This is a genomic window from Streptomyces sp. SA15 (assembly GCF_002291145.1).
Classification (GTDB): Bacteria; Actinomycetota; Actinomycetes; order Streptomycetales; family Streptomycetaceae; genus Streptomyces.
In genome coordinates this window covers 108,436-131,442 of sequence record NZ_NTGE01000084.1, presented here as the reverse complement: position 1 = coordinate 131,442, position 23,007 = coordinate 108,436, and the positions used below count along the sequence as shown (strand labels likewise).

Annotated in this window: 24 protein-coding genes and 1 pseudogene; 8 read left to right on the top strand and 17 right to left on the bottom strand. The window is 71.1% G+C overall.

What is annotated here, in order from left to right; genetic code table 11:
- Nucleotides 1-476: helix-turn-helix domain-containing protein (locus CLM62_RS16075; RefSeq protein ID WP_218835598.1), on the top strand; the 476-nt coding region annotated here is incomplete at its 5' end.
- Nucleotides 477-501: 25 nt separating this feature from the next.
- On the opposite strand, the gene CLM62_RS16070 is transcribed toward CLM62_RS16075, so the two are convergent.
- Nucleotides 502-855, bottom strand: a complete 354-nt coding sequence (locus CLM62_RS16070; protein WP_095750549.1) for a hypothetical protein — start codon at nucleotides 853-855, stop codon at nucleotides 502-504.
- A gap of 205 nt (nucleotides 856-1,060) precedes the next feature.
- Here CLM62_RS16070 and CLM62_RS16065 point away from each other — a divergent pair, with 205 nt between their 5' ends.
- A complete protein-coding gene (locus tag CLM62_RS16065; RefSeq protein ID WP_095750548.1) occupies nucleotides 1,061-1,519 on the top strand; it encodes a MarR family winged helix-turn-helix transcriptional regulator in 459 nt (152 codons plus the stop codon).
- Nucleotides 1,520-1,557: 38 nt separating this feature from the next.
- Here CLM62_RS16065 and CLM62_RS16060 read toward each other — a convergent pair.
- Nucleotides 1,558-1,953, bottom strand: a pseudogene (locus CLM62_RS16060) (zinc-binding dehydrogenase); the annotation flags it as partial.
- A gap of 86 nt (nucleotides 1,954-2,039) precedes the next feature.
- Here CLM62_RS16060 and CLM62_RS16055 point away from each other — a divergent pair.
- A complete protein-coding gene (locus CLM62_RS16055; protein WP_095750546.1) occupies nucleotides 2,040-3,281 on the top strand; it encodes an MFS transporter in 1,242 nt (413 codons plus the stop codon).
- Nucleotides 3,282-3,395: 114 nt separating this feature from the next.
- Nucleotides 3,396-4,595 (top strand): CaiB/BaiF CoA-transferase family protein, encoded by a 1,200-nt coding sequence (locus tag CLM62_RS16050; protein WP_095750559.1) that lies wholly within the window; start codon nucleotides 3,396-3,398, stop codon nucleotides 4,593-4,595.
- A gap of 116 nt (nucleotides 4,596-4,711) precedes the next feature.
- On the opposite strand, the gene CLM62_RS16045 is transcribed toward CLM62_RS16050, so the two are convergent.
- The 10 genes from CLM62_RS16045 to CLM62_RS16000 form a co-directional block, all read right to left on the bottom strand.
- The gene (locus CLM62_RS16045) at nucleotides 4,712-6,772 is read right to left on the bottom strand and encodes a beta-galactosidase (RefSeq protein ID WP_095750545.1); all 2,061 of its coding nucleotides are present in this window, start codon (nucleotides 6,770-6,772) and stop codon (nucleotides 4,712-4,714) included.
- 29 nt (nucleotides 6,773-6,801) lie between these two features.
- Nucleotides 6,802-7,620 carry a carbohydrate ABC transporter permease gene (locus CLM62_RS16040; RefSeq protein WP_095750544.1) on the bottom strand — a complete coding sequence of 273 codons (819 nt, stop codon included), beginning with the start codon at nucleotides 7,618-7,620 and terminating at the stop codon, nucleotides 6,802-6,804.
- Nucleotides 7,617-8,558: a carbohydrate ABC transporter permease gene (locus CLM62_RS16035; RefSeq protein WP_095750543.1), complete on the bottom strand. Its 942-nt coding sequence runs from the start codon at nucleotides 8,556-8,558 to the stop codon at nucleotides 7,617-7,619. Before CLM62_RS16035 ends, CLM62_RS16040 begins: the two co-directional genes overlap by 4 nt.
- Nucleotides 8,559-8,567: 9 nt before the next feature.
- Nucleotides 8,568-9,908, bottom strand: a complete 1,341-nt coding sequence (locus CLM62_RS16030; protein ID WP_095750542.1) for an ABC transporter substrate-binding protein — start codon at nucleotides 9,906-9,908, stop codon at nucleotides 8,568-8,570.
- A 160-nt stretch (nucleotides 9,909-10,068) separates the two neighbouring features.
- Complete coding sequence (locus tag CLM62_RS16025; protein ID WP_107483794.1) at nucleotides 10,069-11,136, bottom strand: LacI family DNA-binding transcriptional regulator; 1,068 nt, start codon at nucleotides 11,134-11,136, stop codon at nucleotides 10,069-10,071.
- Nucleotides 11,137-11,332: 196 nt separating this feature from the next.
- Complete coding sequence (locus tag CLM62_RS16020) at nucleotides 11,333-11,533, bottom strand: ferredoxin (protein ID WP_095750540.1); 201 nt, start codon at nucleotides 11,531-11,533, stop codon at nucleotides 11,333-11,335.
- Nucleotides 11,534-11,590: 57 nt separating this feature from the next.
- Nucleotides 11,591-12,805: a cytochrome P450 gene (locus CLM62_RS16015; RefSeq protein ID WP_095750539.1), complete on the bottom strand. Its 1,215-nt coding sequence runs from the start codon at nucleotides 12,803-12,805 to the stop codon at nucleotides 11,591-11,593.
- A 185-nt stretch (nucleotides 12,806-12,990) separates the two neighbouring features.
- A complete protein-coding gene (locus tag CLM62_RS16010; protein ID WP_095750538.1) occupies nucleotides 12,991-13,842 on the bottom strand; it encodes a hypothetical protein in 852 nt (283 codons plus the stop codon).
- 118 nt (nucleotides 13,843-13,960) lie between these two features.
- On the bottom strand, nucleotides 13,961-14,611 hold the full coding sequence (locus tag CLM62_RS16005) for a phosphoribosyltransferase (protein WP_095750537.1): 651 nt from the start codon (nucleotides 14,609-14,611) through the stop codon (nucleotides 13,961-13,963).
- 17 nt (nucleotides 14,612-14,628) lie between these two features.
- A complete protein-coding gene (locus CLM62_RS16000) occupies nucleotides 14,629-15,348 on the bottom strand; it encodes a dienelactone hydrolase family protein (protein WP_095750536.1) in 720 nt (239 codons plus the stop codon).
- Between the two features lie 114 nt (nucleotides 15,349-15,462).
- Here CLM62_RS16000 and CLM62_RS15995 point away from each other — a divergent pair, with 114 nt between their 5' ends.
- Nucleotides 15,463-15,915 carry a YbhB/YbcL family Raf kinase inhibitor-like protein gene (locus CLM62_RS15995; protein WP_095750535.1) on the top strand — a complete coding sequence of 151 codons (453 nt, stop codon included), beginning with the start codon at nucleotides 15,463-15,465 and terminating at the stop codon, nucleotides 15,913-15,915.
- 18 nt (nucleotides 15,916-15,933) lie between these two features.
- Here CLM62_RS15995 and CLM62_RS15990 read toward each other — a convergent pair whose 3' ends face one another.
- Genes CLM62_RS15990 through CLM62_RS15980 form a run of 3 tightly spaced genes read right to left on the bottom strand, consistent with a single transcriptional unit; the run spans nucleotide 15,934 to nucleotide 18,746 of the window.
- The gene (locus CLM62_RS15990; RefSeq protein ID WP_095750534.1) at nucleotides 15,934-16,359 is read right to left on the bottom strand and encodes a CBS domain-containing protein; all 426 of its coding nucleotides are present in this window, start codon (nucleotides 16,357-16,359) and stop codon (nucleotides 15,934-15,936) included.
- Nucleotides 16,360-16,392: 33 nt separating this feature from the next.
- Nucleotides 16,393-18,144, bottom strand: a complete 1,752-nt coding sequence (polX, locus tag CLM62_RS15985) for a DNA polymerase/3'-5' exonuclease PolX (protein WP_095750533.1) — start codon at nucleotides 18,142-18,144, stop codon at nucleotides 16,393-16,395.
- Nucleotides 18,145-18,188: 44 nt separating this feature from the next.
- Nucleotides 18,189-18,746 carry a hypothetical protein gene (locus CLM62_RS15980; protein WP_257003869.1) on the bottom strand — a complete coding sequence of 186 codons (558 nt, stop codon included), beginning with the start codon at nucleotides 18,744-18,746 and terminating at the stop codon, nucleotides 18,189-18,191.
- Between the two features lie 274 nt (nucleotides 18,747-19,020).
- On the opposite strand from CLM62_RS15980, the gene CLM62_RS15975 reads away from it, so the two are divergent.
- Nucleotides 19,021-19,323 (top strand): hypothetical protein, encoded by a 303-nt coding sequence (locus CLM62_RS15975; protein WP_095750531.1) that lies wholly within the window; start codon nucleotides 19,021-19,023, stop codon nucleotides 19,321-19,323.
- 23 nt (nucleotides 19,324-19,346) lie between these two features.
- Complete coding sequence (locus CLM62_RS15970) at nucleotides 19,347-19,691, top strand: helix-turn-helix transcriptional regulator (RefSeq protein WP_095750530.1); 345 nt, start codon at nucleotides 19,347-19,349, stop codon at nucleotides 19,689-19,691.
- Nucleotides 19,692-19,723: 32 nt separating this feature from the next.
- On the opposite strand, the gene CLM62_RS15965 is transcribed toward CLM62_RS15970, so the two are convergent.
- Entirely contained in the window at nucleotides 19,724-20,449 is a 726-nt protein-coding gene (locus CLM62_RS15965; protein ID WP_095750529.1) for an ankyrin repeat domain-containing protein, read from the bottom strand.
- 301 nt (nucleotides 20,450-20,750) lie between these two features.
- Here CLM62_RS15965 and CLM62_RS15960 point away from each other — a divergent pair, with 301 nt between their 5' ends.
- Nucleotides 20,751-21,692, top strand: a complete 942-nt coding sequence (locus CLM62_RS15960; RefSeq protein WP_095750528.1) for a pectate lyase — start codon at nucleotides 20,751-20,753, stop codon at nucleotides 21,690-21,692.
- Here CLM62_RS15960 and CLM62_RS15955 read toward each other — a convergent pair.
- A complete protein-coding gene (locus CLM62_RS15955; RefSeq protein ID WP_095750558.1) occupies nucleotides 21,683-22,873 on the bottom strand; it encodes an alanine--tRNA ligase-related protein in 1,191 nt (396 codons plus the stop codon). The genes CLM62_RS15960 and CLM62_RS15955 overlap by 10 nt on opposite strands.
- Nucleotides 22,874-23,007: the final 134 nt, after the last annotated feature.

Below are 23,007 nucleotides of genomic sequence, written 5' to 3'. Positions count from 1 at the left end.
GCCCGCACCGCCCTGCGGTTCACCGCGGAGGGCACCGCGCAGGACCCCGGCCGGCGCGTGGTGCACGCCGAGGAACTCGGCGGCGTCGCCCTGCTGGCCGACCTCGTCGTACCCGGCGCCGAACCGCCGCCCGACGTCCGCCCGCGCAGGACCCCGGCCGGCGCGTGGTGCACGCCGAGGAACTCGGCGGCGTCGCCCTGCTGGCCGACCTCGTCGTACCCGGCGCCGAACCGCCGCCCGACGTCCGCGACCTCGAAGCGGCCGCCGCGGCCGCGCCCTGGCTGCTGTCCACCCTGCACGCCGTGGCGTCGACGGCGAGCCTGCGCGCGGCTGCCGTCGAGATCAACGTGCACCACTCCACGCTCCAGGACCGCCTGGCCCACGCCGAGCACCTGCTCGGCTGGCCGGTGCGCACGCCCCAGGGCCGGCTCAGACTGCAACTGGCCCTGACCATGCGGAACTTGGCGCTGACATAGCTGCGCCGACCGCAGCGGTCAGTCGTCAGCGGAACTCGTGCACGACCTGGATCTCGCCGACGATGTGGGCGTTGAACTCGTCGAGGTCCTCGGCCGGCACCCACAGTTCGAGGATCGTCCGCCCGCCCGCCTGCTGGACGGGATACCGGCTCAGGAACTCCGCGTCGACCTCGAAGCGGGTGACGAAGCCGGCACCGTCGTGCTTGACGTTCCAGTCCCGGGCGATCCGGACCGCGTAGTCCTCGTCGAGGACCGGATAGAAGATCGGCTGCTCGGGCAGCCGCGGCGGCCAGGCTCGCCAGTTCAGCTCGCGGACCAGGTCCAGCTCCTTCGGGCCGGTGGGGCGCCAGAGGGTCGTGGTGGCTCGCCGGCCGGTCATGGGAATCGCTCTCCGTTCTGGTCCGGCCGCCGATGCGGCCGATCGGGCACCGGACGATACCGGGGCACGCCTGCCTCGGTCACGAGATTTCCGAGGGGCCTCGAAGCCTCGCATATACTTGCATGCGCGGCATAAGCGCGCCCGCTGGAAATTTCAAGAATGCCCTATCCTGGAGGGCAGTCACCTCGGGACGGAGGACAGGCCCATGACCGCGACAGACCCCGCACTCACCGCCCTCGCTCAAGGCTGGTGCGCCCTCTCCCTGCTGCACGGGAAGATCGAGGCCCGCATCGAGCGCGCTCTGCAGGCGGGGCACGGCCTGAGCGTGCGCGAGTACTCCCTGCTGGACGTGCTCAGCCGCCAGCACGACGGAGTGGGCGGGCATCTGCAGATGAAGCAGGTCGCCGACGCGGTCGTCCTGAGCCAGAGCGCGACCACCCGCCTGGTGACCCGCCTCGAGGACCGCGGGCTGCTGTCCCGCTATCTGTGCCCCACGGACCGCCGCGGCATCTACACCGACGTCACCGAGGCGGGCCTCGAGCTGCTGGAGGAGGCCCGCCCCACGAACGAGGCCGCCCTGCGCGAGGCGCTCGACGAGGCCGCCCTCAATCCCGAGCTCGCCCCGCTGGTGCGAGCCGTGGAGACCCTGCGCGTCCCCGCCTGAGGCCCCGCGCCAAGGGCGCCGGCAGGCCGGCGTGAGTCTCAGCGCTCGCCGACCGTCAGCACCAGCTTGCCGCGCGCGTGTCCGTCCCGGCTGATGCGCAAGGCCTCCGCGGCCTCGGCCAGCGGCAGCGCCCGGTCGATGTGCACGGACAGCTTGCCCTGGTCGGCCAGCTCGGCGAGCGCCGTCAGACCGGCCGGGTCGGGGCGCACCCACACATGGTGGCCGCCCTTCTCCACCGCGGCCACGTCGACGATGGACGCCACCCGCTCGGGACTCTTCAGGACCTGCCGCGAGACGTCCACCGCCTCGCCGCCGACGAAGTCGAGCGCCGCGTCGACGCCACCCGGGGCCAGCGCGCGGATCCGGTCGACGAGCCCGTCGCCGTACGTCACGGGCTCCCCGCCCAGCTCGCTCACGAAGTCGTGGTTGCGTTCGACCACACGCGTTTGCATTAACCCGCGTGCGCAATTATTGTCTCCGCTCGTAAACATCGCACGCAACCGCATGGAAGGCACCCACCATGCCCCTCGCGCTCCTGGCCCTCGCCATCGGGGCCTTCGGGATCGGCACCACCGAATTCGTGATCATGGGCGTTCTGCCCGAGGTCGCCGACGACTTCGGCGTGTCCATCCCCACCGCCGGCTGGCTCGTCTCCGGCTATGCCCTCGGCGTCGTCCTCGGCGCGCCCCTGCTGACCGTCCTGGGCACCAAGGTCTCCCGCAAGAAGATGCTCATGTTCCTCATGGGCCTGTTCGTCCTCGGCAACACGGTGTCCGCGTTCGCCCCGTCGTTCGGCGTGATGCTCGTCGGCCGCGTCGTCGCCTCGCTCGCCCACGGCGCGTTCTTCGGCATCGGCTCCGTGGTCGCCGCCGACCTGGTCGCCCCGCAGAAGAAGGCCTCTGCCATCTCGCTGATGTTCATGGGTCTGACCGTCGCCAACGTCGTCGGTGTCCCGCTGGGCACCTACATCGGCCAGGCCGCGGGCTGGCGCGTCACCTTCACCCTCGTCGCCGCGCTCGGCATCGTCGGACTCCTCGGCGTGGCCGGGCTCGTGCCCGAGGCGGGCCGGCCCGAGGCCGCGGACGTCCGCGCCGAGTTCGCCGCCTTCCGCAACGTCCAGGTCTGGCTCGCGATGGCGATGACGGTGCTCGGTTACGGCGGTGTGTTCGCCGCGATCACCTACATCACGCCGATGATGACCGAGGTCGCCGGTTACTCCACCGGGGCGGTCACCTGGCTGCTGGTCCTTTTCGGCGCCGGCATGTTCCTGGGCAACCTGGTGGGCGGCCGGTTCGCCGACCGCGCCCTGATGCCCATGCTCTTGACCGCCCTGGCAGCGCTGTCCCTGGCCCTGCTGCTGTTCACGGCCACCGCCCACGACAAGGTGCTCGCCGCGATCACCCTCACGCTGATCGGCGCACTGGGCTTCGCGACCGTGCCGCCGCTGCAGAAGTGGGTGCTCGACCAGGCCTCGGCGGCCCCCACGCTGGCCTCAGCCGCGAACATCGGCGCCTTCAACCTCGGCAACGCGCTGGCCTCCTGGCTCGGCGGCCTCGTCATCGCCGCCGACCTCGGCTACACGTCTCCCAACTGGGTAGGCGCGCTCCTCGCCGGCACCGCGCTGCTGCTGTCCTTTCTCGCGGCGTCCCTCGACCGCCGCCGGCGGTCGGCCGCCGGGCGGGTGGTGGCGAAGTCCGGGACGGCCGAGGCGCCCGATGCTTGCGATGCGTCCGCAAGCGTGCCGGCCGCCGTACAGCGCTGACCCGCACGTGCACGGCCGAAGCGGCCTTCGAAGCCCTGGGCCGCGGAAAGCACAGGTGAGAGGCCCAGGGTCGGCGTTGACAGCCTCGCGGATCCGGCCGTACAAATGGGCCGCATGAGCGCTCCGCAGCTCCAGCTGCCCCTGTCTGGGATCACGGTGGTCAGCCTGGAGCAGGCCGTGGCCGCTCCCTACGCCACCCGACAGCTCGCCGACCTCGGCGCCCGGGTGATCAAGGTGGAGCGGCCGGGCGACGGGGACTTCGCACGCCGTTACGACACGACCGTCCACGGCCACTCCAGCTATTTCGTCTGGCTCAACCGGTCCAAGGAGTCCCTCACGCTGGACCTCAAGGACCCGCGGGGCCGCGAGATCCTGCACCAACTCCTGGGCGGCGCCGACGTGTTCGTCCAGAACCTCGCGCCGGGAGCGGCGGACCGGCTCGGCCTCGGCGTCGACGTCCTCGCCGAGCGGTACCCGCGGCTGATTCCGTGCACGATCTCCGGATACGGCACGTCCGGCCCGTGGGCCGACCGCAAGTCGTACGACCTGCTGGTGCAGTGCCAGACCGGCCTGGTGTCGCTGACCGGAACCGCCGAGGAGTCGGCCCGGGTCGGGATCTCCGTCGCCGACATCGCCGCGGGGATGTACGCCTACAGCGGTGTCCTCACGGCCCTGTACACGCGGGCCACCACCGGCATGTCGCACCCGGTGGAAGTGTCCCTGTTCGAGGCGCTGGCGGAGTGGATGGGCCAGCCCGCCTACTACACGCGGTACGGCGGCACCCAGCCCGCGCGCCTGGGCACCCAGCACGCGACCATCGCGCCGTACGGCGCCTACACGGCCGCGGACGGCAAGGACGTGCTGTTCTCCATCCAGAACGAGCGCGAGTGGGTCGCCCTGTGCACCCGCTTCCTCGGCCGCCCGGAACTGGCCGACGACCCGCGCTTCGCCACCGGTTCCGACCGCGTCGCCCACCGCGAGGAACTCAATGCCGTCGTCGCCGAACGTGTCGCCCACGCCGACGCCGAGGAGATCCTCGAGGACCTGGAGGGCATCGGCATCGCGTGCGCGGGCGTGAACGACATCGCCGCGTTCCTCGACCATCCGGTCCTGGCCGCCCGCGACCGCTGGCGCGAGGTGGGCGTGCCCGGCGGCGCCATGGTCGAGGCGCTGCTTCCGCCGGCCGAGCTCGCGGGGCTGTCCGCCCGGATGGACCCCGTACCGGCGGTCGGCGAGCACACCGAGGCGATCCTCGCGGAACTCGGCCGCAGCGACGACGACATCGAGGCGCTGCGCGCCGCCGTGGTGATCTGACCGCTGCCCACCACCCTCTTCTGTCATGGTCGGGGATGCCAGGGGGCCGGACCCGGCACCGAGGATGCCGAGCGACTGGAACTGCTCGCCGTCCTCGGCACCCAGACGCTCGTCGGCTAGGACCGTTCCTCCGCGAGGACCTTGACGTCCCAGGCACCCAGGGGAACCTCGTCGGCGTACGTGGCATCCGACAGCACGTCCCGTACGGCCGCCGGAACGGGCACCGTCACCGGCTCCCAGGACCAGTTGTGCAGGAACCGGACGCGGCGGCCGTCCCGGGCGGTGGCCGCGGTAGCGGTGACGCTCGGGTGGGTCGGGCGCCAGGCGTCGGCCGGGGTGGCCCACTCCAGAAGGGCGCGGGCGAAGGCGGGATCGGGGACGGTGCCGACGTAGGTGATCCGTCCGGCGCCGTGCCGGTGCGTGGTGGCGGCGGGCCAGCGGCCGAAGTGCGGGTGCTGGTACGCCGCCAGCTCCTCGGCGCCTTGCGGCTGGAGGCCGTCGACCCAGTGCAGGGCACGGGCCTCGGGCGGGAGCGGCAGGGCGGCCGTACCGGTCACGGTCAGCGGCCCGCTCAGGTTGCTGAACTCGTCGTACGTCACGCCGGCCGCCTCGGCCAGACGCGCGGGCTGCGCGTCGGTGCGGGCCCTGGCCTCGGTGTCGCCGTACGCCGTACGCGGGCCCAGCACCAGGTGGCCGCCCGCCTCGGCGTAGGTCCTCAGCCGGTCGAGGGTCTCGTCGTCGGCCGCGTAGAAGCCGGGGACGACCAGCACGGGCGGCAGGCCGCTGTCCGGCAGCCGGCCGGGGTGGAGGATGCGCGCCTGGCGGCCGGCGTCGAATGCGCCCCGGTAGAAGGCGTCGAAGATCCTCTCGTACGAGCGCCCGTCCGCGCCTCCGTCGGCGGTGGCCAGTGGCGGCTGGGCCTGGAGCGCCCACTTGCTGGGGCCGTCGTAGAGGAAGGCGACGTCGGCGTCGGGGGTCAGGGACGCCACCAGGTCGCCTGCCTTCTCCAACTCCTGCCCCAGCGCCGCGAGTTCGCGGTACACGCGGCCCGGGCGGCCGTTGTGCGGGAGGATGCCGCCCCAGTAGGTCTCCGCGCCGAAGTGCAGGGTGTGCCAGTGCCAGTACTCGATCATCGAGGCGCCCCGGGAGATCAGCGCCCAGGCGGCCTGGCGCCACTGGCCGTCGTAGGCCGGGCGGTTGTTCCACGGGTAGCTGATGGCCTGCGCGTTGGTCTCCGTCACGAGGAAGGGTTCCTGGCGGGAGGAGTACATGCGGTCGGCGCTGCGGTACAGCGCCCAGGTGCCGTTGGTCGTCCAGTCCTGGCCGGACCCACCCCGGTCGGGCAGTTCCAGGGCGTTCTGCATCGTGTAGTACGGGTTGCCCGCCGTGACGTCGAGCCGCTCGGTCAGCTTGTCGTCCTCGACGCCCGGGCGGTCGTAGGAGATGCAGGTGGTGACGAACTGGCCGGGGCGGGCGTACTCGCGCACGATGTCCGCCTGCCAGGCGATGAACTCGGTGACCAGCTTCGCCTGGAAGCGCCGCCAGGCCAGGTCGTACTGCGGCTGTACGTTGCCGTCCGGGGTCCACAGGTCGGCCCAGGTGGACAGGCGGTGCGACCAGTAGACCAGGCCCCATTCGCGGTTGAGGGTCTCCACGTCCCCGTACCGCGCGCGCAGTTCGTCGGTGAAGCGCTGGAACACGCCGTGGTTGTGGAGGAGGTGGAGGCCCGGCTCGTTGTCGACCTGGTAGCCGATCACGGCGGGGTGGTCGGCGTACCGGGCGACGATCTTCCGGATGATCCGCTCGGCGTGGAAGCGGAACGCGGGGTGGGTGATGTCGACCTCCTGCCGGGCGCCCCAGCCGATGCGCTCACCGGTGCGCCCCTCCCCCGCGATCTCCGGGTACTGCCGGGACAGCCACGGCGGCACCGCGTACGTCGGTGTGCCGAGGATCACCGAGATGCCCCGCTCGTGCGCCCCGTCCAGGACCGGCTGCAGCCAGTCGAGGTCGAAGCGGCCGCTCGTAGGCTCCCAGGTCGACCACACCGACTCGCCGACCCGGATGACGGTGAAGCGGGCCTCGGCCATCTGGTCGAGGTCGTCCTTCAGGCGGTCGTACGGCTGGTACTCGTGGTAGTAGGCGGCGCCGAACAGGACTCGGCGAGGAAGCTGGAACATCCTTCTCCTCTACGGTGGTTGTGTGATCGTCAGCCCTTGACCGCACCCGTGGACAGGCCTTCGAGGAGCTGCTTGCGCAGCAGGACGAACAGGGCGACGGCGGGGACGACGGCGATGACGGCTCCGGCGAGCACGAGGTCGTACTGCCGCTGTTCCGACACGAACAGGGTCTGCAGGCCGAGCGGAAGGGTGTACTGGGAGCTGTCGGAGACCAGCACCAGCGGCCACAGGAAGCTGTTGTAGCTCTGCAGGAACTGCCACACGGCGAGCGCGCCCAGCGAGGGCCGCAGCAGGGGCAGCACGATGGTCCGGAAGATGCCGAACTCGCTCGCCCCGTCGATGCGGGCGGCCTCCAGCACGGAGTCCGGGACGGACTGCACGATGTACTGCTGCATCATGAAGATCCCGAACGCGGGCGCCACCCAGGGCACGATCAGCGCGAACCACGGGCTGCCCAGGCCGGTCTTGACCAGGATCACGAACAGCGGCACGAGGATCACCGCGAACGGGATGGACAGCGAGCTGAACATCACGCCGAACAGCAGCCGTTTGCCGGCGAAGCGGAACTTGGCGAAGCCGTAGCCGGCCAGCGCGCAGACGAAGACGGACACGGTGGTGGCGACGAGGGCGACCACCGTGCTCATCAGGAACCAGCGCCAGAACGGCTGCCCGGAGAACAGGCGCTGGTAGTTGTCGAGGGTGAACGGGTCGGGGATCGGCTGCGGCGGGTAGGTGAAGATGTCGCCGCGCGGCTTCAACGAGCCGCTCAGCGCCCACAGCAGCGGGGCGAGGAAGGCCAGGAGCAGCAGGACCAGTACGCCGTAGAGAGGCACACGTGTACGCGTCATGAGGTGGCCCTCCCGATGCCGAGGAGACGGTTGAAGAGCTGGCTGAGACCGAAGACGAGGACGAACAACACCACGGCCGCGGCGGCCGCGTACCCGAACTGCTGGCGCTGGAAGGCGGCCCGGTAGATGAACATGGTCACCGAGAGGGTGGACTCGGCCGGTCCGCCGCCGGTCAGCAGGTAGGGCTCCTCGAAGATCTGGGCCGCGCCGATGAAGGACGTGACGACGACGAACGCCGTCACCGGCTTCAGCGCCGGGAGGGTGACGGTGGTGAAGACGCGCAGGCGTCCGGCGCCGTCGATCGCGGCGGCCTCGTACAGCTCCCTCGGCACGTTCTGGAGTCCGGCGAGGAAGAAGACGGTGAGGTAGCCGGTCCAGCGCCACAGCATCACCAGGGCGATGCTCACCTTGGCCAGGCTGGGGTCGCCGAGCCAGTCGACGCCGCCGGTGCCGAACAGGGCCCGCAGCACCGAGTTGATGAGGCCGAACTGCCGGTCGAAGAGCAGGCCGAAGATGAGCGCGACGAGGATCGGGGAGACGACGATCGGCACGAAGTAGGCGGTGCGCCACAGGTCGCGGGCGCGCAGGCCGCGGGTGTTGAGGGCCTGGGCGATCAGCAGGGCCAGCGGGACGACGACACAGACCGCGACGAGCGCGAAGACGGCGGTGTTGCCGAGAGCCCGGTGGAAGCTGATGTCGGTCAGCAGGAGGCGGTAGTTGCGCAGGCCCACCCAGTGCGGGGTGCCGAGCCCGACCCATTCGGTCAGGCTCAGCCAGAGCGACACCCCGACCGGGACCAGCATGAACAGGACGTAGAGGAGATAGAAGGGCGAGATGAAGAGGTACGGCGCCCAGGGCCTCCGCGCGCGGTGAGCGGTGTCGGCGGGGCCCGTGCCCTCGTCGGCTGTGCGGGCCGGGCCCGCGATGGCGGTGGTCATGGGGTCCTCCTAGCGGCCGGCCTGGTCGCGGTAGTCGGCTGCGGTCTGCTTCAGCGCCTGGCGCGGGGTGAGGTCGCCGCGGTAGGCGCGCAGGAGGTTGCCGGCCAGGACGTCGAAGAGAATCGACTGGTCGGGGCTCTGGTGGAAGGGCGGCACGTCCGGCAGCAGCGCCCGGTAGAGGCGGAAGAGTTGCTGACCGCCGCAGAAGTCGTCCTTCGTGGCGTTGAGCCCGGGATCCTCGTACACGGAACGGCGCGTGGGCAGATAGCCGGTCTCGGTGAAGCGGCGGACCTGGCCCTCGTGAGTGAGCCAGGTGTTCAGCAGGAAGTCGGTGGCCGCCTTGGAGTTGGCCTTGTCCTTGATGACTCCGAAGCCGGTGCCGCCCAGCGCGGCGGTCACGCCACCACCCTTCGCGAACCGGGGAAGGGCCCGGACCCGCCACTTCCCCTTCTGCTCGGGCACGTTGGCGACCAGGCCGTAGTTCTTGTACCAGATCGCCATGGGCAGGCCGATGACCTTGTTCGTCTTCAGGGCGGTCTGCATCGCCGCCCCGTAGTAGTCGGAGATGTCGATGACGAAACCGGTGCGCAGCCCCTCGCACAGGAAGCGCAGCGCCTCCTCGGCCTCCGCCGAGTCCAGCGTCAGCGTCCCGTCGGCGTCGAAGAAGGCGCCGCCGCGCTGGTAGAGAAGCATCTGGTAGGACTGCACGACCTGGGCGGGGTCGCTGCCCAGGGTGGAGACGACGCACAGCGAGGCGCCGTGGTCCTTGTGCACGCGGGCGCCGAGTTCGGCGAACTCCTCCCAGGTGGGGGTGGTCTTGGGGATGTCCCACCGCGTGAACAGGTCGTCGCGGTAGTAGTAGACGACCATCGGGGTGTCGGAGTCGAGGGCGTAGATCGCGCCGTCCTTGCCGAAGGGGGCGAGGCGGGCGGGAAGCAGGTCGTCCTGGAGTCCGGGGACGGCGGCGATGTCGGGGGTGAGGTCGTGCAGCAGGCGCGGCGCGATGTCGCCGCGCAGCAGGCGCGGGAAGCTGCTGATCTCGAAGCCGACCATGTCGGGTGTGCCGCGTCCGGCGACCGCCTGGGCGAGCAGTTTGGTGACCAGGTCGGCCGGGCCGGCGCGGGTGATCCTCAGGTGGTAGCGGAAGTCGGTGAGCCGGTCGGCCTCCGGGATGCCCTTGCGGAAGAAGGCCTCGTATCCGGGGTCGTGGGTCCACAGGGACAGGGTCACGTCCCCGGAGGTGCGGGCGGTGGTGCTTTCGCCTCCGCAGGCGGCCAGTGCGGCGGTCACGCCGAGGCCGAGGGTGCCGCGCAGGAGGGCGCGGCGAGGGAGGTGGGATGGGGTGTACACACGTGACTCCTCACGCGGTGCGGCTACGGGGAGCGCGTGCGGCGGCCGTCCCGGGCGGCGCACGCGGGCAGGGCGGACCGGGCCTGCGGCGGGTGCCGCGGGCCGTGCCGCCGACGGTTCAGCGGTACGAAAGGGGTGGGTGGGGTTCGGTTCGGTGGGGTCAGCGCGGGGGTGGGACCGGGTCGCGTACCGGCCCGGTGGAGGACCGTACGGTCAACTCGGCTGCCTGCTCGGCCTGTTCGGCCGGGGCGGGACGGCCCTCGATCAGGGCGATCAGCACGTCCACGGCTCGCTCGGCGACGGCCGTGAAGTTCTGTCGGACGGTGGTCAGGGGCGGTGAGAGGTAGGCGGCGGCGGGGATGTCGTCGTAGCCGACGACGCTGATGTCGCCGGGGACGGACAGGCCCGCCTCGGCGAACGCCCTCAGTGCGCCGAGCGCCATGTCGTCGTTGGCGGCGAACACGGCGGTGACGTCGCAGAGCCCGGCCAGTTGCCGGCCGGCCGCGTATCCGGAGGCCGGACTCCAGTCGCCCTCGACCGGCAAGGGCGGCTCGGGGGCGCCGGCGGCGGCGAGCGCCTCGCGCCAGCCGCGGGTCCGGTCGCGGGCGGCCCACCAGTCGTGCGGGCCGGGGATGTGCCAGACGGTGCGGTGGCCCAGCGAGAGCAGATGCTCGGTGGCCGTCCGGGCGGCGGCGACCCCGTCGGCGCCGACGACGGCGCCCAGTCCGTGGGTGATCTCCACGCCCTCGCCGAGGCTGACCACCGGCACATCCCCGCTGACTCTCAGCGGCGTGCCGTCGTCGATCGGCTCGGACAGCACGATCCCGTCCACGCCCTGCTCCAGCAGCGCCTCCACGGCGACCGAGGCGGGCTGGCCCTCCAGGGTGCCGGCCAGGGCGAAGGAGTATCCCGCCCGCTGCATCGCCCGTTCCAGGGCGATGAGCAGCGTCGAGGGGCCATACAGGGCGGTGCCCAGCGAGACGACGCCGATCCGCCGGTAGCGGCCCAGGAGCAGGGCGCGGGCCGCGTTGTTCGGACGGTAGTCCAGTTCGCGGATGACCCGGAGCACGCGGTCGCGCACCTCCGGGCTGACGTGCGGTTCGCCGTTGACGACACGCGAGACCGTCTTCTGCGAGACGCCGGCGGCCCGCGCGACCTCCGTCATCCCGGGCCCGCGCCGCCGGCGCCCGGAACCGCCCGGAGTCCCCTCGGCTCTGGTGGTCGCCATGTGCTCTCCCAGGTGTCGACATCGACGACGCAGTCACCACGCACCGAGAGCAGGCCTCGGGAAGCGACGGTTGACTACGTAGTCAGGACAGTGACAGGGCACTGGGCTCGCGTCAATGGTCGGTACGAGATCGAGTTGAGCGCCTGGCGACGGGGGCGGCCGTCGCCACGCGCTCTCCTCGGTGCGGAGGGTCGGCTCAGCCGGTCCGGTCGAGCTCGATCGCGGCGGCGGGGCAGACGCTCGCCGCTTCCTGTACGGCCGTGTGGAGTTCCGCCGGTGGCTCCGCCTCCAGCAGGATGACGACGCCGTCCTCGTCGCGCTGGTCGAACACCTCCGGTGCGACCATCACGCACTGACCAGCGCCGCAGCACTTCACTTCGTCAACGGCGATCTTCATTGCCGTGTCTCCTCGACCTGGCAGCGTTGGGGGATGAGGGCGCGGCACGCGGGGACGTCACCACCGCACGGGCAGCTCGTGCAGCCGGCCGACGGCGAGTCCTTCGACCCGGCGCAGTTCGTCGGCGCCCACGGCCAGGTCGAGGGTGGGCAGGCGGCGCAGCAGGGCGTCGAGCACGACCTGCAGTTCGGTACGGGCCAGGGGCTGCCCGAGGCAGGAGTGCGCGCCGGAGCCGAAGGCGATGTGCGGGTTCGGGCTGCGGCCCAGGTCCAGTTCGTCGGCGGCCTCGAAGGCGCTGTCGTCCCGGTTGGCCGCGGCCATGCTGCACACCACGGTGGTGCCGGAGGGCAGGACGCCGCTGGAGACCTCGGCGTCCTCGTGCAGGAACCGCGGGAGTCCGAAGCCGCCGTTGGGGTCGAAGCGGAGGATCTCCTCCACGGCCGTGCGGACCAGCGACCGGTCGGCGAGCAGCCGCTCCCAGTGCCGCCGGTCGGCCAGCAGCATGGCCACCATCTTCGCGATCATGCCGGCGGTGGTCTCGTGCCCGGCGACCAGCAGCGCCTGGGCGGTGGCGCTCAGGCCTGCGTCGGACATCGGCCGGCCCTCGGCGTCGGCGGCGACCATCAGCCGGCCGATCAGGTCCTCCCCGGGCCGGCCGCGTTTGCTGTCGACGAGGTCGGTCAGGTAGGCGGCGAACTCTTCCTGGGCCGCGTTGATCTCCGCCTCGGTGTACTCGGTCAGGGTCAGAGTGACGTCGGACCAGTGCGCGAACATCTCCCGGTCGCTCTCCGGGGCGCCGAGCATGTCGCAGATCACCCACACGGGCAGCGGGAACGCCAGGTGCGTGACGAGGTCCGCGGGCTGCCCGGCCGCCAGCATCCCGTCGATGAGCCGGTCGGCCGTCGCCTCCATGCCGGGCCGCAGGGCGGCCATGCGCTTGGCCGTGAACCACTTGCCGACCATCCTGCGCCACCGCTCGTGCCCCTCGGCGGCGAGGGTGCGCGCGATGGGGCTGTTGAACAGTCCGCCTGACTCGGTGTCGATGATCCGGGCCGCCCCGGGTGCGTTCAGTTCGCGGGTGAACCGCGGGTCGGCCAGCACGTTGCGGACGTCCTCGTACCGGGTGATGAGGGCCGCCTCGTCCCCGCTGGGCAGCTTCACCCGGGCCACCGGGCACTGCTGCCGCAGTTGGGCCCACTCCGGCGGCGGCTCCAGTGCGGCGGGAACGGGAAGGGGATAGTCCAGCGGCTGCTCGATGCGCACGTCGCTCACGATGGCCTCCTGTGGGGGGTGGGGCGCTCTGCCCCCAGCCAAGCGATCCCGCAGGAATGAAGTCAAGCAACTGACTTAAAAACTCGCCACTTCGTCACACCCCGTTCCCCACTCGTTGCGCCCCGCCGCGAGGTCCGGCACTCATGGACCGGATCGCCTTGTCGGCGGGGCGACTTGACGGAGCGTCAGAGGCCGTAGCGGCTCTTCAGATGGCGCCAGAAATCACGGAACATCCACTTGTCGAACTCCGTGATCTGGACAGCGCTGCCCGCCTTCATCAGGAAGCAGCACTGGCCCGTCGGAGTCCAGTCGTAGAAGTCGTCGAGGCCGAAGGTGTGGCCCACTTCGTGCAGGTAGATGTGGATGTTCTCCTGGTTCAGCGCGCCGGTGAAGTACTCCTGGCCGACCCGCTGTCCCCAGTCGCCGCCGGCGCCGCCCTGGAATCCCTTCGTCAGCCACAGCGACTGGTCGTAGTGGCGGGCCGCGCCGCCCGGGCACTTCGAGTAGTTGCCGTCCTGGTGGAAGAAGCGGCCGCAGTCCGGCGCGCACTGCGGGGCGCCGCCGCCGTCGAGGTTTCCGGCGTAGATGTCGACGGACTTGTCGGTCCACTGCAAGGTGGAGCGGTTCTTGACCGCCCAGCCGACGATGTTGACCGGCACATTGGTGTACGGCCAGGCGTTGTGCCCCTTGCCGCCCTCCACCATGGCCGCCGTCCACTTGCCGAACTGCTTCTTCAGCGCGGCGTGGATCCGGTCGCGCAGGTCGGCGCTGACCGGCGCGTCCGACTCCCAGCGGACGCAGTAGTTGACGCTGCCCTTGTTGGCCATGATCTGGTCCCAGCCGTAGTTCCGGAAGCCGTAGAGGTCCGGGTAGGTCGACTCGACGTGGCTCCAGACCTCGTTCAGCGGCTGGACCAGGCTGGCGGGCGGGTTCCACTCGTCGACGGCCTGCGCCGGGGACGCCGCCAGGCCGGGCCCCGCGACCAGCGCGGCCAGCGCGGCGAGGACGGCGACCAGGCGCGCGAATAAGGTGCGCATGCTGAACTCCCTTGGTGGGGGACGGGATTCCACCCACCGGCCGCCGCCAAGGCCGCCAAGGTTGCCGTGTCCCTGTCACTTTGTTGAGCGTTGACGAAGACCGCGACGCCTGAAGGGCTCAGCCCTCCGCGCCCGTGTGCAGCGCGGCGAGCACGTCCTCGTCCGACAGCTGATCGAAATCCTCGTACCAGAGGCCGACGGCCATGAAGGCGGCCGGCTGGTACAGGCACACCACCTCGTCGGACTCGCCGCTCAGCAGGTCGGCCGCCTCCGGCGAACACACCGGCACGGCCAGCACGATCCGCCCGGGCTCCCGGCGCCGTACGGAGCGCACCGCGGCAAGGGCCGTGGAGCCGGTCGCCAGCCCGTCGTCGACGACGATCACGGTACGTCCCCGCAGGTCGAGGGCGGGGCGGCCCTGCCGGTAGCGCTGCTCACGACGCCGGAGCTCCGCGCGTTCCCGCTCGACCGTCCTGGCGAGCGCGGCCTCGCTGAGACCCAGCCGGTCGAGGGCATACTCGTCGAACATGGGCTCGCCGTCGACGGCGATCGCGCCCACGGCGAGCTCCGGCTGGAACGGGGCACCGATCTTCCGTACGACGAGGACGTCGAGCGGGGCGTTCAGCGCCCGGGCCACCTCCTGGGCCACGGCCACGCCGCCCCGGGGAAGGGCGAGGACGACGGGGTCCGGCAAGGCGCCCTCCTCCTGCCGGTTCCGCAGTTGTTCGGCCAGTCGCCGACCGGCCTGCGTTCGGTCACGGAACTGCATCGCGGCTGCCACTCCTTTCACACACGGGAGTGAGCCCTCGGGATACGGCCCCGACGTGCCCCTCCCGCTGCGGTCGATAACTCGGCCGCGGCCTTCAGACGGTCGTCGCACCACCGCCGTGCGGTGTCGGCGACCTGTTCCAGCGCACCGGGCTCCTCGAACAGGTGCGTGGCGCCGGGCACGACGTGCAGGGTGTGCGGGGCGTGCAGCCTGCGGGCGGCCTCCTGATTGAGCCGCAGCACCTCCTGGTCCCGGCCGCCGACGATCAGCAGCACCGGCGCCCGTACGGCGGCCAGGGCGTCGTCCCCGGCCAGGTCGGGCCGTCCGCCCCGCGACACAACGGTCAGCACCCGGTCGGGCCGCTCCGCGGCGGCGGTCAGGGCCGCGCCCGCGCCGGTGCTCGCCCCGAACAGGGCGACGGGCAGATCCCTGGTGGCGGACTGGACCTCGAGCCAGTCGATCGCGGCCACTAGGCGGCGGGCCAGGAGGGGGATGTCGAAGCGATGCTCGCCCGTCGACACGTCACGCCGCTCCTCCCCTGCCGTGAGCAGGTCGATCAGCAGGGTGCCGAGTCCGGCGGTGCGCAGTTCGGCGGCGACCGCACGGTTACGGGGGCTGTGCCGGGAACTGCCGCTGCCGTGCGCGAACAGCACCACTCCTCGCGCGGATGTCGGCACAGCGAGGTCGCCCGCCAGCTCCGTGCCGTCGGCGGGCACCGTCACCGGCTGGGAGATCATCTGCCTCATCTTCTTCCGCGATACGTCAGTGATGTGGATTGCTGTGGATTGCCCCGGATTGCTACGGGTCTCTTCCGCCGCGTACCCGACCCCGACCGGGGTACTCCGGATCACATGGCTGATATGGACCTCAAAAGCAGCGCGTTCAACGATCACTCCTTCATCGCACGCGAGTACGCGTACGAGGGCGAGAACGTCTCCCCGCCCCTGACGTGGAGCGGCGCCCCGGACGACACGGCCGAACTGGTGCTGCTCTGCGAAGACCCCGACGCGCCGTCGGGCACCTTCGTGCACTGGATCGTGGTCGGCATCGATCCGCACAGCGACGGCGTCGAGCCGGGCCGGTGCCCGCCCGGCGGCACCGAACTCGTCAACGGCTACGGCGAACGCGGCTGGGGCGGACCGCATCCACCGCCGGGGGACGAGGCGCATCGCTACTTCTTCCGCCTCTACGCCCTCGCGGAACCGTGCGTCGTGCCCGACGCTCCCAGCGCCGACGAGGTGCACGGGGCCGTCGAGAAACAGCAGCTCGCCAGCGGCACGCTTGTGGGGCTGTACCAACGCTGACCCCCGACGCCGGCCGGCTCAGTGGTTCGGCACGGCCTTGCTGATGTCCGCCAGGGCGGAGTGCGGGTCCTCGGTGGTGGCGAGGTCGCCGAGGCTGACGATGCCGACCGGGCAGCCGCCGTGTTCGACGACCGGCAGCCGACGCACGGCGTACCGCCGCATCAGCTCGACCGCGTGATCGGTGGTGTCGTCCGGCGTCAGCGTCACCACGGGCGGGCGTGTGCACACCGTGCCGACCGGTGTGACGGCGGGGTCGTGGCCCTCGGCGACGGCCCGGACCACGATGTCGCGGTCGGTGAGCACGCCGAACAGGTCGCAGTCGTAGGTCACCAGGACGTCGCCGATGTCCCGCTCCCGCATCAGGCGGGCGGCGCGCGCCACCGTGGTCATGGGCTCCACCGCCGCCGTGCCGGGCGACATCACGTCACGTATCCGCCTGGTCATGGCAACCTCCAGGTCCTGGATCCTCCGGCGCGCTCACACCGCGGCGTGCCGCCGCGCCCGCCCCTTGCCGAGGAAGCGGAGCAGTCGCGTCCGGGGCCAGGTGTTGATCACGTCGTCCTTGGTGAGCCAGCCCCGCTGCGCCGTGCCGACGCCGTAGCGCATGTTGGCGAGGTGGAGGACGGAGTGGGCGTCGCTGTCGACGGCGAACTTCACCCCGTGCCGTCGGGCCCGCAGGATGTCCTCGTCGCGCAGGTCGAGCCGGTCCGGGTGGGCGTTGATCTCCAGGGCCGTGCCGGTGCGCGCGCAGGCGGCGAAGACCGCGTCGAGATCGGCGTCGATGCCCGGCCGTTTGCCGAGGATGCGGGTGGTGGGGTGGCCGATGATGTTGACGTACGGGTTCTCGCAGGCCCGCACGATCCGGCGGGTCAGCGCCTCGCGCCCCTGGTTGAAGTGCGAGTGCACCGAGGCCACGCACAGGTCGAAGCCGGCCAGGAATTCCTCGGGCCAGTCCACGTCGCCGTCGGGGCCGATGTTCAGCTCCGCGCCGTGCAGCAGCCGCATGCCGCCGCGTTCGCCGTACGTGCCGTCGAGTTCGCGCACGTGTTCGCGCTGGGCCAGCATCCGCTCGTCGGTCATGCGCTGCATGTACATGTCCGGCCCGTGATCGGTGATCGCGTAGTAGGCGTATCCGCGCTCCGCGGCCGCCCGGACCATCTCCTCCAGCGGGACGAGGCCGTCGGTGAGGTCGGTGTGCGTGTGCAGGTCGCCGCGGATGTCCGCCTCCGTCACGAGGTCCGGCAGCTCGCCGCGGAGGCCGGCCTCGATCTCGCCGCGGTCCTCGCGCAGGGTCGGCGGGATCCACGGCAGGCCGAGCCGGGCATAGACGTCCTCCTCCGTCTCGGAGACGATCTTCTCCCCGCTCTCGGCGTCGAACAGCCCGTACTCGGACAGCTTCAGCCCCTGATGCACGGCCAGCTCGCGGGTGCGGATGTTGTGCGCCTTGCTCCCCGTGAAGTACTGCAGCGCCGCTCCCCAGGAGTCCGGTGGGACGACGCGCAGGTCGACGGAGAGGCCCTTGGTGGTGCGGATCGACGTCTTCTTCTCGCCGTGCGCGATGACCTCCGAGACGTACGGCAGCTCGGTGAAGGCCCGCATCAGCGACGCCGACCTCCCGGCCGCTGCGAGTACGTCGATGTCGCCGATCGTCTCGCGGAAGCGGCGGAGCGACCCGGCGTAGGTGCACCGTCGGCAGCCGGTCACCCGGGACAGCTCGGCGACGATGTCGTCGGCGAGGTCCATGGCGGCGTCGAGCAGGACGCGGTCCCCGGAGGACTGGAGGAGATCGATGCCGTGAAGGATGTTCTCCTCGGTCTTCGGGCCGAAGCCCTTCAGGTCGCGCAGCCGTTCCTCGTGGATGGCGTCGGCCAGTTCCTCGACCGAGGAGATGCCCAGCTCCTCGTAGAGCACGCAGGCCTTCTTCGGGCCGAGCGTGGGGATGGCCGTCAGCCGTCGGACACCCGCGGGGATTTTCGCCCGCAGTTCCTCGACCGCGGACACGCTGCCGTTGCCGAAGTACTCGAGGATCTTCTCGGCGATCGACTTGCCGACGTTGGGGATCTCCTGCAGGCCCTTGACGTCGAGGGTGGACACATCGGCGTGGTGGCCGCCGATCGAGCGGGCAGCCTTCTCGTAGACACGCGCCCTGTACGCGTCTCCTCCGGTGATCGAGATCAGGTCCGCGTATTCCTGGAACAGCGCGGCGACCTCATCGTTGGAACGAGCCACACCTCCAGGGTAGGCAGAGCTGGGCCGGACGGCGGAGTCGGCCTTTACCCCGTCCTCCACCCCCGGTGCGTGTCGATCCGCTCCCACTCCGCCCCCCACTGCGCCAGACGCCGCTGATCCAGCCTCACGCGCAGCACCCAGGCGGAGCACAGCACCACGCCGCCCACGCCCATCGCCGCCAGCACGCCACCCGAGACCGCGTGCAGCCGGGCCTCCCCCTCGGTGAGGGGCTCGGCCGTGATGTTTCCCTTGCCGTCCGTCCAGACGGTCACCGTGCGTCCGGCCGGAGTCTTGGGCAGCACCCTGGCTTCGTCCGTGTACGTACGCCCGTCCGGCGCGGTCCAGCGCACCGTGGCCCACACCCGGTAGTCGGCCGGCGCCCGCGAGGACACCCCGTCCTCCGCGTCCTCGACGAGCACGGCCGACACCTCACGGCTCTGCGCCCGCTGCCGCTCGGCAGCCGACTCGACCCCAGCGGCCGTCACGAGGCCCACGAACAGGCCGCCGACCAGGGCGAGCACCCACGCGGCGAGCACGATCCACGCCTCGAGGAGGTCGCAGCGCCGCCGGAGCGGGTTCCGCCGCCACCGCCACAGCCGCACCTTTCGACACTGTGACGCAGCCATCGGCCGACACCCCCTAGTGAGTACCGACAGACGCTTCCAGTGTCCTCCTGATGGGCGCTTCGCGTACGTTTCGCGTCAACGTCCTGGTTCGCGCTCCGCAGGTGCACGACGCTGAGCCGACGGGGCGGCTTCGGCGCGCGGTCGGTACACCCGCGAGACACATGCGCGGATTGCCATATGTTAATGTCGGCATGCACGGCCCGCGGAGCACCAACCGCAGGCAACCCGAGAGCGACAGCAGGAGCACGGCATGACGACCCCCACCGAACACCGCGTACACGACGACCACACGCACACCCACGGCCAGGACTGCGGCCACGTCGCCTTCCCGCACGGCGACCACACCGACTACGCCCACGACGGCCACATCCACCGCGTCCACGACGGCCATGTCGACGAGTGCGTGAACGCAGGCCACGCCGCCCACGAGGGACACGACCACCAGCACGGCGAGGGCTGCGGTCACGTCGCCGTGCCGCACGAGGGCCATGTGGACTACCTGCACGACGGCCACCGCCACGCCCCCCACGAGGGCCACTGGGACGACCACTGAAAATCGTTGCCACATGCTAATGTATGCATGTGGCAACAAATCCCCCTTCCTCGACGACACCGACGCCTTCGGCAGCCTCTGCGGACGAACCCCTACGCGACCTGCGGTCCGCGAGTGATCTGCTGAAGGCGTTGGCGTCGCCCGTTCGCCTCGGCATCGTGCGCGAGTTGTCCCAGGGCGGAAAGTACGTCCACGAACTGGTCGCCGCCCTCGGGGTGAGTCAGCCGCTGGTCTCCCAGCACCTTCGGGTCCTGCGCAACTCCCGCATCGTGACGACCCGCCGCCAGGCCCGCGAGATCCAGTACGAGCTCACCGACGACCACATCGCCCACATCGTGCTGGACGCCATCCGGCACGCACAGGAGTAGCCCGACGGCGTTTCCGACTCGGATCTTGCCGCTCAGGCGAGGTCCTTGGCGGACCGCCCGCCCCGCTCACGCAGCAAGGCGACCACGGCGGGGTGGCCGGAGCGGTGGGCGGCATCCAGCGGGGTGAGTTCGTCGTAGCCGATCCAGTTGATGTCGCCGCCGCGTTCCAGCAGGTAGGCGGCCATCTCCCGCTGCCCGCCGTGACAGGCGCACCAGAGCGCACTGGTGATCTCTGCCGGGCCCGGCGGTGGGGTGCCGGGCGCGAAGCAGGCGGCGACACGGTCGGCCAGGCCCAGGGCGGCGGCCTGCCACAGGGTGGTGTGCGCGCCGCGTTCGAGCAGGCGGCGGGCGGCGTTCCACTGGCCGAAGGCCACGGCGTCGGCGATCGGTGTGCCGCCGCTGATGACCGCGCCGGGGGCCTCGATGTCCGCGCCGAGGTCGAGGAGGGTGTCCAGGACCGGCACGTCGTCGTTGCTCGCCGCCCAGTGCAGCGGGGTTTCGGTGTGCGGGCCGGTGAAGCGTGCGTTCACGTCCGCTCCCGCGGCGACGAGGGCGGTCACCGTCTGCGGGCCGCCCGGGTAGTGGCCGGGCCAGTCGGTGACGACGTGCAGCAGGGTGCGGGTGATCTTCGTGTTGCCCAGCCTTGCGGTGGCCAGGCGCGGATGGGCGGTCAGCAGGTCTTTGAGCGCCGGCACGTTGCCGGAATGGATCGCCTCGACGGCGGCGCGGGCCAGCGGCGCGTTGGTTTCGATCAGCATCGGGCTACCTTCCTGTCGTCACCTGGGTAGCACGGCCCACTGACAATCGACGCACGGCCGAAAACTGTTATCGCACGGCCGTCGGCACGTCTCCTGAGCGCTTACCCCTGAGCGAGACCGTCGGGCCCACCGGAGCAAGGCGCAACTTGTTCCGCGCGCGGGGCAACCTTTGTGCGTCCGGTGGCGACAGAGGGGAAACCCGGGCTTTCGCGAAGAGGACGACGTGAGCAAGAGAAGAACAACCCCGCGCCACCGGCGAGGCAGAACGGCCGACCGCCGTCGACGTGTTGCCCTGATCGCCGTGGCGGCGGCTGTGCTCGCCGGAGGCGTGGTCGCCGCCGGAGTCCTCGTGTCGGGCTCGGGTTCGGGGTCCGGCCCCGCCGCCGGGGCGTCCGCGTCACCAAGGCCGTACGCCTCGCACCCGTCGCCCTCCGCATCCGTGTCGGCGTCGTCGTCCGCCTCGCCGTCGGTCTCCGCCTCGACGACGAAGCCCGCGAAGAAGCGGACCCCCACCGCGTCGCGGACCTCCGCCCCGGCCCCCCGCGCCGCCGCGTTCGGCGCCTGGCCGACCTCCACCGCCGACCGGCCGGTGACCTCGACCATCGAGGTCACCGGCAGCTTCGACGGCGGCCTGAAACGCTTCCACGGCTCCGGCGGCCTCGGCACCGACAGCCAGGGCGAGGACCAGGGGCCGCTGTTCGAACTCGCCGACGGTGCCGTGCTGCAGAACGTCGTCCTCGGCGCCCCGGCCGCCGACGGCGTGCACTGCCTGGGCAGTTGCACGCTGCGGAACGTGTGGTGGGAGGACGTCGGCGAGGACGCGGCCACCTTCAAGGGCACGTCCGCCTCGGCCACGTACCTGGTCGACGGCGGGGGTGCGCGGAAGGCCGACGACAAGGTCTTCCAGCACAACGGTGCCGGCACGCTGACCATCAGGCACTTCCAGGTCTCCGACTTCGGCAAGCTCTACCGCTCCTGCGGCAACTGCGACACCCAGTACGCGCGCCATGTCGTGATCAGCGACGTGCGGGCGAGCAGCCCGGGCAAGGTCCTGGCCGGGATCAACGCCAACTACGGAGACACCGCCGTGATCTCGGGCGTGACGATCACGGGCGGCGCCGGCAGCATCACCGTGTGCGAGCGTTTCCGGGGCAACAGCGGCGGCGAGGAACCGACCGTACTGGGCAGCGGCCCGGACGGCACGAGCTGCCGCTACAGCACCTCGGCCATCACCTACCGCTGAACGACACGTCGTGTACGGAGGAGACCGGCGACGAGGTCCCGGGGCAGGCCGTGGGTGTCATGGAGGTAGGCGTAGTCCCCTTCGTCCAGCGGTCCTTGGAACTCCGGCCGGGAGAGCACGCGACGCCCTCGTTCCAGGAGCGTGCCGAACCGCCGCTCCTCGTCGAGGAGCACCTCGCGGACAGGGCTGGATCCGCCGGTCTGGCGGAAGTGGTCCAGCGTGCCCTCGAGGAGCTCCACAGGCAGGTCGGACAGAGTGCGGGACGGATCGTCGCGCCACAGCGTGGTGAGGAGCCGGCGGGTCAACCGGCGCAGTACGTAACCGCGTCCGGTGTTGGACGGCCGTACTCCGTCACCGAGGACGACGATGCTCGAGCGCAGGTGGTCGCAGACGAGCCGCATCGACGGCTCGTCGAGGTCCCACAGCGACGAGAGCAGTGTCGTCCACGGTTCGAACAGGTCGGTCTCGTAGACCGAGGTGCGGCCCTGCAGGACGGTCACGAGCCGCTCCAGTCCCATGCCGGTGTCGATGCCGGGCCGGTGGAGGGGTTCGAGGCTGCCGTTCTCGTGGCGGTGGTAGCGCATGAGCACGTGGTTCCACACCTCGACCCACCGCGGGTCGGTGGTGGGGCTGCCCTGAGGCGGGGTGCCGCTGTCGCCGGTCCACACGAAGATCTCCGAATCGGGGCCGCACGGGCCGACGGGGCCGTTGTCCCACCAGTTCTCCTCCCGGGTCAGCTCCACGGGCAGGCCCAACTCGCGCCAGGTGCACAGCGATTCGGTGTCGGGGCCGACCTGGTCGTCCCCGCCGAAGACCGTGGCGTACATCCGCCCCTGCGGGATGCCGAATCCATCGCGCAGCAGCTCGTATCCCCAACGAAGGCTCTGCGCATGGCCGTAGTCGCCCAGCGACCACGAGCCGAGCATCTCGAACACCGTCAGGTGAGTGGAGTCGCCGATCTCGTCGAGATCGGTGGTGCGCAGGCAGCGCTGGACGTTGACCAGGCGCCGCCCCTCGGGATGGGGGCGGCCCAGCAGGTAGGGCGTGAGCGGGTGCATGCCGGAGGTGGTGAACAGCACCGGGTCCGAGGGGGGCGGCAGGAGCGTGCTTCCGGTGATGAGCCGGTGCCCGCGCTCGCGGAAGAAGTCGGTGAACGTGCGCACCGTCTCGTCGGTGTTCATGGTGTTCATGGCGGTGTTCCTTCGGGTCACGGGCGACCGGAAAGAACCGCGGGAGCAGGCTGCGACAGGAGTCCAACAACGGGCCGGCGGTCCGTTTCCGGCCGCCGGGGAAGAGGGGGTGAGGTCAGGCGTCG

Coding starts and splice junctions, on each gene's coding strand:
- CLM62_RS16055 (WP_095750546.1), top strand. CDS start 2,040: ATGCCCCTCGCGCTCCTGGCCCTCGCCATCGGGGCCTTCGGGATCGGC.
- CLM62_RS16020 (WP_095750540.1), bottom strand. CDS start 11,533: ATGAAGATCGCCGTTGACGAAGTGAAGTGCTGCGGCGCTGGTCAGTGC.
- CLM62_RS16050 (WP_095750559.1), top strand. CDS start 3,396: ATGAGCGCTCCGCAGCTCCAGCTGCCCCTGTCTGGGATCACGGTGGTC.
- CLM62_RS16035 (WP_095750543.1), bottom strand. CDS start 8,558: ATGACCACCGCCATCGCGGGCCCGGCCCGCACAGCCGACGAGGGCACG.
- CLM62_RS16045 (WP_095750545.1), bottom strand. CDS start 6,772: ATGTTCCAGCTTCCTCGCCGAGTCCTGTTCGGCGCCGCCTACTACCAC.
- CLM62_RS15995 (WP_095750535.1), top strand. CDS start 15,463: ATGGCTGATATGGACCTCAAAAGCAGCGCGTTCAACGATCACTCCTTC.
- CLM62_RS15965 (WP_095750529.1), bottom strand. CDS start 20,449: ATGCTGATCGAAACCAACGCGCCGCTGGCCCGCGCCGCCGTCGAGGCG.
- CLM62_RS16070 (WP_095750549.1), bottom strand. CDS start 855: ATGACCGGCCGGCGAGCCACCACGACCCTCTGGCGCCCCACCGGCCCG.
- CLM62_RS15990 (WP_095750534.1), bottom strand. CDS start 16,359: ATGACCAGGCGGATACGTGACGTGATGTCGCCCGGCACGGCGGCGGTG.
- CLM62_RS16025 (WP_107483794.1), bottom strand. CDS start 11,136: ATGGCGACCACCAGAGCCGAGGGGACTCCGGGCGGTTCCGGGCGCCGG.
- CLM62_RS15955 (WP_095750558.1), bottom strand. CDS start 22,873: ATGAACACCGACGAGACGGTGCGCACGTTCACCGACTTCTTCCGCGAG.
- CLM62_RS15975 (WP_095750531.1), top strand. CDS start 19,021: ATGACGACCCCCACCGAACACCGCGTACACGACGACCACACGCACACC.
- CLM62_RS16000 (WP_095750536.1), bottom strand. CDS start 15,348: ATGATCTCCCAGCCGGTGACGGTGCCCGCCGACGGCACGGAGCTGGCG.
- CLM62_RS15970 (WP_095750530.1), top strand. CDS start 19,347: ATGCATGTGGCAACAAATCCCCCTTCCTCGACGACACCGACGCCTTCG.
- CLM62_RS16010 (WP_095750538.1), bottom strand. CDS start 13,842: ATGCGCACCTTATTCGCGCGCCTGGTCGCCGTCCTCGCCGCGCTGGCC.
- CLM62_RS16040 (WP_095750544.1), bottom strand. CDS start 7,620: ATGACGCGTACACGTGTGCCTCTCTACGGCGTACTGGTCCTGCTGCTC.
- CLM62_RS16005 (WP_095750537.1), bottom strand. CDS start 14,611: ATGCAGTTCCGTGACCGAACGCAGGCCGGTCGGCGACTGGCCGAACAA.
- CLM62_RS16065 (WP_095750548.1), top strand. CDS start 1,061: ATGACCGCGACAGACCCCGCACTCACCGCCCTCGCTCAAGGCTGGTGC.